Origin of the sequence: Bradyrhizobium uaiense, from assembly GCF_010811875.1 — a bacterium.
In the GTDB taxonomy this organism is placed as follows: Bacteria; Pseudomonadota; Alphaproteobacteria; order Rhizobiales; family Xanthobacteraceae; genus Bradyrhizobium; species Bradyrhizobium uaiense.
Window position 1 is genome coordinate 16,304 of the sequence record NZ_VKHP01000118.1, and the last position, 11,087, is coordinate 27,390.

At 65.8% G+C, this 11,087-nt stretch carries 11 protein-coding genes; 7 read left to right on the top strand and 4 right to left on the bottom strand.

The features are described from left to right. Positions 1 to 73: 73 nt before the first annotated feature. The 6 genes from FNJ47_RS25555 (at position 74) to FNJ47_RS25580 (ending at position 6,330) form a co-directional block, all read left to right on the top strand. The gene (locus FNJ47_RS25555; protein WP_163158068.1) at positions 74 to 325 is read left to right on the top strand and encodes an exodeoxyribonuclease VII small subunit; all 252 of its coding nucleotides are present in this window, start codon (positions 74 to 76) and stop codon (positions 323 to 325) included. A 575-nt stretch (positions 326 to 900) separates the two neighbouring features. After that, positions 901 to 2,829 carry a 1-deoxy-D-xylulose-5-phosphate synthase gene (gene dxs / locus FNJ47_RS25560; RefSeq protein ID WP_163158069.1) on the top strand — a complete coding sequence of 643 codons (1,929 nt, stop codon included), beginning with the start codon at positions 901 to 903 and terminating at the stop codon, positions 2,827 to 2,829. Positions 2,830 to 2,878: 49 nt separating this feature from the next. Further along, on the top strand, positions 2,879 to 3,442 hold the full coding sequence (locus FNJ47_RS25565) for a nucleoside 2-deoxyribosyltransferase (RefSeq protein ID WP_163158070.1): 564 nt from the start codon (positions 2,879 to 2,881) through the stop codon (positions 3,440 to 3,442). Next, on the top strand, positions 3,439 to 4,200 hold the full coding sequence (locus FNJ47_RS25570; protein WP_163158071.1) for a TlyA family rRNA (cytidine-2'-O)-methyltransferase: 762 nt from the start codon (positions 3,439 to 3,441) through the stop codon (positions 4,198 to 4,200). Before FNJ47_RS25565 ends, FNJ47_RS25570 begins: the two co-directional genes overlap by 4 nt. Further along, positions 4,193 to 5,434, top strand: a complete 1,242-nt coding sequence (locus FNJ47_RS25575) for a methyltransferase (RefSeq protein WP_163158072.1) — start codon at positions 4,193 to 4,195, stop codon at positions 5,432 to 5,434. The genes FNJ47_RS25570 and FNJ47_RS25575 overlap by 8 nt, the downstream gene beginning before the upstream one ends. A 53-nt stretch (positions 5,435 to 5,487) precedes the next feature. Then, positions 5,488 to 6,330: a nucleotidyltransferase domain-containing protein gene (locus FNJ47_RS25580; protein ID WP_163158073.1), complete on the top strand. Its 843-nt coding sequence runs from the start codon at positions 5,488 to 5,490 to the stop codon at positions 6,328 to 6,330. Between the two features lie 64 nt (positions 6,331 to 6,394). Here FNJ47_RS25580 and FNJ47_RS25585 read toward each other — a convergent pair whose 3' ends face one another. Then, entirely contained in the window at positions 6,395 to 7,243 is an 849-nt protein-coding gene (locus FNJ47_RS25585) for a DUF1194 domain-containing protein (RefSeq protein ID WP_163158074.1), read from the bottom strand. Between the two features lie 233 nt (positions 7,244 to 7,476). On the opposite strand from FNJ47_RS25585, the gene clpS reads away from it, so the two are divergent. Next, complete coding sequence (gene clpS, locus FNJ47_RS25590) at positions 7,477 to 7,782, top strand: ATP-dependent Clp protease adapter ClpS (RefSeq protein ID WP_021076758.1); 306 nt, start codon at positions 7,477 to 7,479, stop codon at positions 7,780 to 7,782. A gap of 6 nt (positions 7,783 to 7,788) precedes the next feature. Here clpS and FNJ47_RS25595 read toward each other — a convergent pair whose 3' ends face one another. The 3 genes from FNJ47_RS25595 to aroC are packed head-to-tail and all read right to left on the bottom strand — an operon-like array spanning position 7,789 to position 11,006. Continuing rightward, positions 7,789 to 8,667 carry an EamA family transporter gene (locus FNJ47_RS25595; protein ID WP_163158075.1) on the bottom strand — a complete coding sequence of 293 codons (879 nt, stop codon included), beginning with the start codon at positions 8,665 to 8,667 and terminating at the stop codon, positions 7,789 to 7,791. 12 nt (positions 8,668 to 8,679) lie between these two features. Then, positions 8,680 to 9,873, bottom strand: coding sequence for an adenylate/guanylate cyclase domain-containing protein (locus FNJ47_RS25600; protein WP_163158076.1), 1,194 nt, complete (start codon positions 9,871 to 9,873; stop codon positions 8,680 to 8,682). Between the two features lie 44 nt (positions 9,874 to 9,917). After that, a complete protein-coding gene (gene aroC, locus FNJ47_RS25605) occupies positions 9,918 to 11,006 on the bottom strand; it encodes a chorismate synthase (protein WP_024580648.1) in 1,089 nt (362 codons plus the stop codon). Positions 11,007 to 11,087 lie beyond the last annotated feature (81 nt).

Sequence of the window (11,087 nt, forward strand, 5' to 3'; positions counted from 1 at the left end):
TGGCCTGCGACAGGTCATGTTTGGACGACAAGATCAGGTTGCGATCTGATCCACGCAATCGGGAACGCAAAGAATGGCCGAAAACACTCAAGCCGACGTCAAGAAGCTGACCTTTGAACGCGCGATCGAGGAACTCGAATCGATCGTCAAGCGGCTCGAGGACGGCAAGGTCCCGCTTGAGGAATCGGTTACGATCTACGAACGCGGCGAGGCGCTGAAGCGGCGCTGCGAGGAATTGCTGCGCCAGGCCGAAGCCCGCGTTGACAAGATCACCACCGACGCCTCGGGCCAGGCGACCGGCACCGAGCCGCTCGACGTGCAGTAGCGCCCGTTCCGATTCCATCGGAGCGGAATAGGCTCTCGGAGCCCTCGATCGTGCGACACGATGTCCGCCAGGGCGGGCAATTGTTGCTGCGTATTTCCGGCTGTCCAGAACGCCGCGGGGCGCCTGCGGCGATGGAGTGTGGCCGCGAATCAGGCCAATCCGGACCGGCCGGCTGCCGCTAAAATGGCCAAATTGGAACCCGCTTCCGGCCCCAAGCGTTGAAAAGTCTAGGTTTTTCAAGACAGCGCATAGGAACCCTGCGCCGCCTATCGGGTTGGCTTTGGTTACGGCTTTGGTGTAATGCTTCCAGTTCTATGGGCATTTGAGGGTGTCGGGCGGCCCGAATTATTCGGGCGGCATGCACCTCAAATGGTTCGACAAAACTGAACCGGGACGGGTGAAGACCGACCAAGGTGATGCGTATCACGTGGTCCAATCCGGAGTGAATCTAGGCTTACAACCAGGCACGGTCTGCCGGGGCGGCACCCGATGTCTGGCATTCGCTGCGCGATGTGCGCGCCAACCCATCTCGCGTCGGGCGGTTCGTTCCGACAGGCAAAAATTGGAAATTCGCTGTGACCACATTTAGTAAAACGCCGCTTCTTGACACTATTCACACGCCCGATGACCTGCGCAAGTTGAAGGTCGAGCAGGTTCGGCAGGTTGCCGACGAGCTCCGCCAGGAAACCATCGACGCCGTGTCGGTGACCGGCGGCCATTTCGGCGCCGGCCTCGGCGTGGTCGAACTGACCACCGCCATCCACTACACCTTCGACACCCCGCGCGACCGCCTGATCTGGGACGTCGGCCACCAGGCCTATCCGCACAAGATCCTGACCGGGCGCCGCGACCGCATCCGCACCCTGCGCACCGCCGGCGGTCTCTCCGGCTTCACCAAGCGGACCGAGAGCGACTACGATCCGTTCGGCGCCGCGCACTCCTCGACCTCGATTTCGGCCGGCCTCGGCATGGCCGTGGCGCGCGATCTCTCCGGCGGCAAGAACAACGTTATCGCCGTGATCGGTGACGGCGCGATGTCAGCGGGCATGGCCTATGAGGCCATGAACAACGCCGGCGCGATGAACTCGCGCCTGATCGTGATCCTCAACGACAACGACATGTCGATCGCGCCGCCGGTCGGTGCGATGAGCGCTTATCTGTCGCGCCTCTACTCGGGCAAGACCTACCGCTCGCTGCGCGAGGCCGCCAAGCAGATCAACAAGCGTCTGCCGAAGATCCTCGCCAACCGCGCCAACCGCGTCGAGGAATATTCCCGCGGCTTCATGATGGACGGCGGCACGCTGTTCGAGGAGCTCGGATTCTATTATGTCGGCCCGATCGACGGTCACAACCTCGACCATCTGCTGCCGGTGCTGAAGAACGTCCGCGACATGGAGACCGGGCCGATCCTGGTTCATGTCGTGACCCAGAAGGGCAAGGGCTACGGCCCGGCCGAAGCCTCCGCCGACAAATACCACGCCGTCGTCAAGTTCGACGTCGCGACCGGCACCCAGGCCAAGGCCAAGCCGAATGCGCCGGCCTACCAGAACGTGTTCGGCCAGAGCCTCGTCAAGGAGGCCGAGAAGGACGACAAGATCGTCGCCATCACCGCGGCGATGCCGTCCGGCACCGGCGTCGACATCTTCAACAAGGCGTTCCCGGACCGCACCTTCGACGTCGGCATCGCCGAGCAGCACGCGGTGACCTTCGCCGCCGGCCTCGCCACCGAAGGCTACAAGCCGTTCTGCGCGATTTACTCGACCTTCCTGCAGCGCGGCTATGACCAGGTGGTCCATGACGTCGCGATCCAGAGCCTTCCGGTCCGCTTCGCAATCGACCGCGCCGGCCTGGTCGGCGCCGACGGCGCGACCCACGCCGGTTCGTTCGACAACGCCTATCTCGGCTGTCTGCCCAACTTCGTGATCATGGCCGCCTCCGACGAGGCGGAAATGGTTCACATGGTGGCGACACAGGTTGCGATCAACGATCGTCCGAGTGCGCTGCGCTATCCGCGCGGCGAAGGCCGCGGCGTCGAGATGCCGGAAGTCGGCGTTCCCCTGCCGGTCGGCAAGGGCCGCATCATTCGCGAGGGCAAGAAGGTCGCGCTGCTGTCGTTCGGCACCCGCCTCGCCGAGTGCGAGAAGGCGGCCGACGAGCTCGCTGCCCACGGCCTCTCCGCCACGATCGCCGACGCGCGCTTCATGAAACCGCTCGACGAAGAGATGATCATGAAGCTCGCCCGCGACCACGAGATCCTGATCACGATCGAGGAAGGCTCGATCGGCGGCTTCGGCTCGCATGTCATGCAGTTCCTGTCCGACAACGCGATGCTCGACAGCGGCATGCTCAAGTTCCGCTCGATGATCCTGCCCGACGTGTTCCTCGACCACGATTCGCCGGCGGCGATGTATGCCCGCGCGGGCCTCGACGCCAAGAGCATCGTCGCCAAGGTGTTCGAGACCCTCGGCAAGGATTACAAGACCGAGACCGTCAAGCTCGCGTAATCGTTCCGGGCGGCGTCTTGGAGCGGCGTCCTGGGGCGCCGGTAAGTCCATGAAGATCTATCTGGCAGGTCCTGACGTGTTCCTGCCGGATGCCGTGGAAATCGGCCGCCGCAAGGCGGAGGTTTGTGCCTATCACGGGCTGACCGGGCTGTATCCGCTCGACAACAGCATCGATCCCACAGCCGCCGGCGCCTCACTCACCATCTTCAAAAGCAACGAGGCGATGATGGAGTCTGCCGACGCCATCATCGCCAATTTGACGCCGTTTCGCGGCCCCAGTGCCGACGCAGGCACGGTCTACGAACTCGGCTACATGGCGGGTCGCGGCAAACTGTGCCTCGCCTATTCGAACGATCCCACGTCCTACGCCAATCGCGTGGCGCGGCTCAGCCAGGTCGTACCGGCATCCGACGGACGCCTGATCGACGCGGAGGGGCTGACGGTGGAAGAGTTTGGATTGCCGGACAATCTGATGATGATGCACGCGCTCGATCTGCACGGCAGTCCGCTGGTGACCCCACGAGAGCCGGCGGCCGACCTCTGGCACGACCTCACCTCGTTCGAGGCTTGCGTGCGGCTCGCCGCGGCGCAGCGCCGGCAGGGCGTCAAGTGACCAAGGCGGGCGACAACGACAACGACGCGTCGGCCGGCAAGCGCATCGACGTGCTGCTAGTCGAACGCGGCCTGTTCGAAAGCCGGGCGCGCGCGCGCGCCGCCATCGACGCCGGCCTCGTGACCGCCGACGGCAAGCCAATTGCGAAGGCGTCCGAGATCGTCGCGTCCGGCGCCGTGCTCACCGCTGAACCGGCGCATCCCTATGTCTCGCGCGGCGGCGTCAAGCTCGCCGGTGCGCTCGAGCATTATCCGATCGACGTCGAGGGCCATGTCTGTCTCGATGTCGGCGCCTCGACCGGCGGCTTCACCGAAGTGCTGCTCGCCAATGGTGCGAGCCTCGTGTTTGCCATCGATGTCGGCCACGGCCAGCTGCATCCCTCGCTGCAAGGGCATTCGAAGATCGTCTCCATGGAGGAGACCGACATCAGGAACTTCGAGGGCAAGCGCCTGCCGGCGCGGCCCGACGTCGTGGTGATCGACGTCAGCTTCATCTCGCTGAAGCTGGTGCTGCCGGTGGCGCTGTCGCTGGCGGCCGCACCGATGCATCTGCTCGCACTGATCAAGCCGCAGTTCGAGGCAGCGCGCAAACATTCCAAGCGCGGCGTCATCCGCAACGCGATGGTGCACCAGGAAATCTGCGACGATATCGCAGCCTTTGCCGCCTCGCTCGGCTGCACCGACATTCAGGTGTTCCCGTCATCGATCACCGGTGGCGACGGCAATATCGAATTCTTCCTCGGCGCGCGCCGTGGCTGAGCTGCTCACCATCGACCATGTCGGCCATCGCGGCGACGGCGTCGCGACCGACGGCACGCAGCCGATCTTCGTGCCCTACACGCTAGCCGGCGAAACCGTCGAGGTCGAAGACGTGCCCGGTCACCATCCCGACCGGCGGCGGTTGGTCCGGGTGACGCAGGAGAGCCCCGAGCGGATCACGCCGTTCTGCCCGCATTTCGGCGTCTGTGGCGGCTGCGCGATCCAGCACTGGAATGACGCAAGCTATCATGCCTGGAAACGCAACATCGTGGTCGAGACGCTGGCGCAGGCGAAGATCGCTGCCGACGTCGCACCGCTGCTCGGCGCCCATGGCGTGGGCCGCCGCCGCATCACATTGCACGGACGGATCGGCGCCCATGAGGGCCTCAATGGCGGCTTCGCCGCCGTCGGCTCGCACGACATCGGCCCGGGCGATAGCTGTCCGAGCATCGATCCCGCGCGCGGCGGCGCCCTTGAAGCCGCCTGCGCCGGTGCCGAGGCCCGACTCGCGCGCGGCACGCCGCCCGACGCGGACGTGAACGCGGCCCCCCACGCGCGCCCAGACGAGGCGCGCGGCTCCGGCGAGCTGCCGACGAGACTGATCAGCACTTTGTCCCGCGTCGCGGAGAAACACCGACTGGCGCGGCTGACACGACACGGCGAGTTGGTGCTGCAGCGCGCCTCTCCCGAGATTGCGATCGGCAAGGCGAAGGTCGTGCTGCCGCCGGGCTCGTTCCTGCAGGCAACAGTCAAGGGCGAGGAGACGCTTGCCGCATTGGCTCGCGAGCGTTGCGGACGCGCCAAGCACATCGCCGATCTGTTTTGCGGCGTCGGCCCGTTCGCGCTTCGCCTCGCGGAGAAGGCGCGGATCGCGGCCTTCGACAACGACGCCGGCGCGATCGCGGCGCTGCAAAAGGCCGCACAAACGACGCCGGGGCTGAAGCCGCTCAAGGCCGAGGCGCGCGACCTGTTCCGCCGTCCCCTGATGCCGCAGGAATTGCGCGACTATGACGCCGTGGTGTTCGATCCGCCCCGGCAAGGCGCGCAGGCGCAGGTCACCCAGCTTGCGGCGAGCAAGGTGCCGGTGATCGTTGCAGTGTCCTGCAACGCAGCGACGTTTGCGCGCGACGCGAAAATCCTGATCGATGGCGGCTACAAGATTTCTGATGTCACGCCGGTCGATCAGTTCCGCCACACTCCGCATGTCGAACTGGTGGCGCGGTTCGCCCGCTGAGACGACGCGGCGGCTATCGCGGCACGCGGCGGTCTCGCTATAATCTGCGCATCATGACCGATGATCCGCTGCTCGCACGCATCATTCCCGTCCTCGCCACCGTGCCCGGTGTCGCCGCCATCGTGCTCGGCGGCTCGCGGGCGCGCGGCACGGCACATGACACCTCCGACTATGATCTCGGCCTCTACTACAGGGACGGCGCCGCACTCGAAATCGATCGGCTGCGCGACGCGGTGACGGGCCTGGTCGATGATCCCTCTGCCATGCATGTGACGCCGGTCGGCGAATGGGGGCCCTGGATCGTCGGCGGCGCCTGGCTCCGGATCGACGGCCGCAAGGTCGACCTGCTCTATCGCAGCATCGATGAGGTCACCGATGTGATCGACGCCTGCCGGAGCGGCGACATCAGCATGCACTACCAGCCGGGCCATCCGCACGGCTTCTGCTCGGCAATCTGGATGGGCGAGGTCGCACTGTGCCGTGTCCTGCATGATCCCGACGGTCTCGTCGCGGCACAGAAGGCGAGAACCGCGCCCTACCCGCCGGCCCTGCGCGATGCCCTGGTGCGACGCTTTCAATGGGAAATCCTGTTCAGCATCGAGAATGCCGCACTTGCCGTGCCACGTGGCGACAGTACACACATCGCCGGCTGCGCCTATCGCGCGCTGGCCTGCATCGCGCAGGTGCTGTTCGCGCTGAACGGGCAATACCTGATCAACGAGAAGGGTGCGCTGGCGCAGGCGTCGAATTCTCCGGTGACGGTTCGCGATCTCGCCGGGCGCGTCGCCGAGGTCTGGCGGCAGATCGGGGCCAGCGAACACGCGGCAGCGTTGCAGGCACTGCGCGACCTCGAGAGCGACGTTCGGGATATTTGTAGGGCGGGTAGCGAAGCGTAACCCGCCGCGCCTTCGCAGAGCGAATGGTGGATTACGCCTTCGGCTAATCCACCCTACAGGAGGATCATCGTCCCCAGCGATCCTGCCAGATCTTCTCGCCGATCGTGCAACTGACCCGCGGCTCCTTCTCGTCGGTTCGCACGATCGGGCGCTCGGGGGTTCGGCCGGCGACTTCGAGCAGCAGCTTGGTGCGGATCGCCTCCTTGAATTTCTCGCGATCCTTGATCGTCACCACGAAGGAGCCGGGTCCGCCGATCACGCAGTCCTCGTAATAGTAGTCGAGATTTTCGATATCCATCGTCGAGTAGGACGGCTCCTTCACCATGATCGGCAGGCCGTTGATGACGATGCCCCTGTCGAGGGCCGCATCGCGCGCAGGCGTGATCGGCGTACCGTTATTGTTGGGTCCGTCGCCGGAAATATCGATCACGCGGCGCAGGCCGCGATGCGGGTTCTCGTCGAACATCGGGATCGCGAAATAGATCGCACCCGAAATCGAAGTGCGCGAAGCGCGCCGCACCGGCGTCTTCATGATCTCGGCAGAGACCGCATCGGCGGATTCGGGGCCGTCGATCACGCGCCAGGGAATGATGACCTTCTGGTCGTTGGAGGCGGCCCATTCGAAATAGGTGACCGAGATCTTGCCGTTCGGCCCGGCCTTCAGCGCCTGCAGGAAATCCTTGGAAACGATTGCCTGAGCGTAGCCCTCGCGCTGGATCGCGAGCTCGTCCATGTCCATCGAATAGGAGACGTCGACCGCGATGATCAACTCGATGTCGACGCTCGGCGTGGATTCCTTTTCAGCCAGCCGGCCAGTCTGTGTTCCCGGGCCGGGCGCGGCAACACCGGCCACATCGCCGCTGGCCAACATGCCCGCGACAAGCACCGCTCCGATCGAGACATACCAGCGCATTGCGGCCCTCCCGTCGTGTGCCTGTCATGGTGACACGCAAATCACGCGGCGAAAAGCGCTGATATCATCTGTCCTTCACATTCAAGTTAGACGCGTCGAGGTTAGACGCGCGTGCCGCGAATGCGGCAACACGCGCCGTGCCGTTGCCGCAATGACGCCGTGCAAATCGAACGGTTCCAACACACGACGGAAGACGGTATTCTTACGGGGCAATCGCGAGGGAGTGCCGGGCGATGCCCGATACGGTCGTCAAGCCGAAAACCAGGACGAAGACCAAGGTCGAGCGGCCGCGCCTGCACAAGGTGATCCTGGTCAACGACGACTACACGCCGCGCGAATTCGTCGTCACCGTGCTGAAGGGTGAATTCCGCATGACCGACGATCAGGCCTACAAGGTGATGCTGACCGCTCACCAGCGCGGCGTCTGCGTGGTCGCCGTCTTCACCAGGGACGTCGCCGAGACCAAGGCGACGCGCGCCACCGACGCCGGCCGCGCCAAGGGCTATCCGCTGCTGTTCACGACCGAGCCGGAAGAGTAGCAGGCATCACCGCCGCGCCGGCTCGACGCGCTGGCTGATCGCAATGTCGGCGACGACTGCACCCATCACCAGCGCGCCGCCAACGAGGGCGCGCAGCGACGGCACTTCAGCAAACGCCAGCCACACCCAGAACGGCATCAGCGGCGTTTCGAGAGTTGCGATCAGCGAGGCCTGCGCGGACGGCAGCAATCTGGAGCCGACCGTGAACAGGGTGAGACCAAGCCCCACCTGGCATGCCCCGAACATCGCGAGCACACCGAGATCGGCGCCGCTGACCGCGCCGATGCCCTGCCCCAACGGCAAGCTGACGGCGCTGCCGAGAAAGTTCGAGAGCGCCGCGGCGGCGATCATCGGCGTGCCCCTGTGTCGTCGGATCACCACCGTCATCAGGGAGATCGCGAGCACCATCACGCAGGCAAGGCCGATGCCCCTGTAATCCGTGATGCCGACGGCGCCGCTGACGGTGATGGCCACACCCGCGAGCGCGACGAGGCTTGCCAGCAATGTGCCGCGCCGCGCCCGCTCGCGCAGCCAAAGCCAGGCGATCGCGGCCGCCACGAACGGCTGCATCGCGATCAGGATCGCGACATTGGCGACGCTGGTCAGCTGCAGCGCCGGGATGAACGTCACCATGCCGAAGGTCGAGAGGCCGGCCACCAGCCATCCGCTCGCGGGCATCGCGACGAGATCGCGCACGCCGCGCCGGCCCTGCGTCGCGACCAGGAACAGCACGATCGCGCCGCCGCCGAACAGCCCGCGCCAGAACAGGATGGTCCAGGAATCGAAGTGCAGCAGCCGGGTGAAGAACGGCGCGGTGCTCCAGGCCGCTGCGGCCGCAACGACCAGCGCGATCCCGGTGCGGTGCTGCGCGTCAGTGTCAGTCACCACCCGCCGCCGTCAACCAGCAGCCGCGACCGGCGCCTCGTCGAACAGGCCGTAGACCCGTTCGGCCTTGGCAAATCCCGCGATCGGAAACTCTCCGAGATCGCTCCAGCCGCCGTCGTGGATGCCGGCGAAGCGCTCGGAGGCGACGACCGTGCGGCCGAGACGGCCCGCGATCTTCTCGAGCCGCGCCGCGAGATTGACCGCCGGACCGATGCAGGTGAAGTCGAGCCGATTGCCGCCGCCGATATTGCCATAGAGCACGCGCCCGAGATGCAGCGCGACGCCGAAGCGGAAGCGCTCGACCGCGTCACCATTGGAAAATTGCAGCGCCTCGACCCCGGCGCGGGATGCGCGCGCGGCCTCCAGCACCCGCGAGCAGACCTGCACCTCGTCGCCGAGATATTCGTCGACCGGAAACACCGCGAGCAGGCCATCGCCCATGAATTTGAGCACCTCGCCGCCATGGTCGCGGATGGCGGTGACCTGGCAGTCGAAGTAGAGGTTGAGTATCTCGACGACCATCTCGGCCGGCAGGCGGTCCGACAATGCGGTGAAGCCGCGCAGGTCGGACAGCCAGATCGCGGCATCCATCGTGTCGGCGTGGCCGCGCCTGATCTGGCCGCCCATGATACGCTCGCCGGCACGGTTGCCGACGTAAGTATCGAGCAGCAGCGAGGCGGTGCGGCGCAGCGTGACGATTTCGATGTAGCGCGCCAGCGGCACGGTGATCGAGCGGATCGCGTCGAGTTGCTCCTCGGTGAAGCCGCCCGGCTGCCTGGTGGTCCAGCTCGACGCATTGACGAGGCCATCGGTATAAACCAGTGGCACCGCGATATAGTCGGTGACGCCCTCGGCCTGCAGGTCCACGACAATGGGAAAGCGCTTGCTGGCAGGGTCGTCAAGCCGCGCGCGCACCTCGACGCCCTGCTTGAAGACGATCGACAGCGGACTGACGGCATATTCCGGGGACTCGAGGATGTTGTGAGCGACGGTGCCGGTTTCGACCTCGGCACCCGGCCTCCAGAAGAAATGCCGGCCGTAGATCTCGGGATGCAGCGTGCGCACGAAGACGCCGATCCGCCACAGCGGCAGGCCGGCCCGCAGCAGACGCTCGCAGCACTCCGCCATCATTTGCGGCGGCGTCGGCGCCGATCGCGCGCCACCGATCATCCATTCGATGATGTCCCGAAGCTCCGACACGTTCATGGCATTCCCCGAGGGCGGTCTGGCGACCGCCACTATATAGGGGATCAGCGCCCGGTCTGCCCGCGGTCGCGCAGAAAATGATCTGCCAAAACGCAGGCCATCATGGCTTCCCCGACCGGCACCGCGCGGATGCCGACGCAGGGGTCGTGGCGGCCCTTGGTCAGGATGTCGGTGTCGGCGCCCTTGCGGTCGACGGTGCGGCGCGTGGTCAGGATCGACGATGTCGGCTTGACCGCAAAGCGCACCACCACCGGCTGGCCGGTCGAGATGCCGCCGAGCACGCCGCCGGCATGGTTGGAGAGGAAGCGCGTTCCGTTGTTGCCGGTCCGCATCTCGTCGGCGTTCTCTTCGCCGGTGAGCTCGGCGGCGCCGAAGCCGGCGCCGATCTCGACGCCCTTGACCGCGTTGATGCTCATCATCGCCGACGCCAGATCGCTGTCGAGCTTGGCGTAGATCGGTGCGCCGAGCCCGGCCGGCACACCTTCGGCGACAACTTCGATGACGGCGCCGATCGAGGAGCCGCTCTTCCTGATGCCGTCGAGATAGCTCTCGAAGAACGCCGCCTTGTCCTTGTCAGGACAGAAGAACGGGTTGTTGGCGATCTCGTCCCAGTCCCACTTCTCGCGGTCGATCTTGTGCGGGCCCATCTGCACCAGCGCGCCGCGCACCTTCACCTCGGGCAGGACCTTGCGCGCGATCGCGCCGGCCGCGACACGGGTTGCGGTCTCGCGCGCGGAGGATCGTCCGCCGCCGCGGTAGTCGCGCAGGCCGTATTTCGCCTCATAGGTGAAGTCGGCATGACCGGGGCGGAATTTGTCCTTGATCTCGGAATAGTCCTTCGAGCGCTGATCGGTGTTCTCGATCAAGAGCGCGATCGGCGTGCCGGTCGTGACCTGGACGCCGCTTTCCGGATGCGCCATCACGCCGGACAGGATCTTCACCGCATCCGGCTCCTGGCGCTGGGTGGTGAAGCGCGACTGGCCGGGCCGGCGGCGATCGAGGTCGTGCTGGATCTCCTCCACGGTCAGAGGGATCATCGGCGGGCAGCCGTCCACGACGCAGCCGATCGCGACCCCGTGGCTCTCGCCGAAGGTCGTGACGCGGAACATATGGCCGAAGGTATTGAAGGACATGGCGTGTCGTAACGCGCAGGGTCGGCAGCGTCAAACGGGTTTCATGGTCCCGGAGACGTCGACGGCCGGACTCCCTTAACT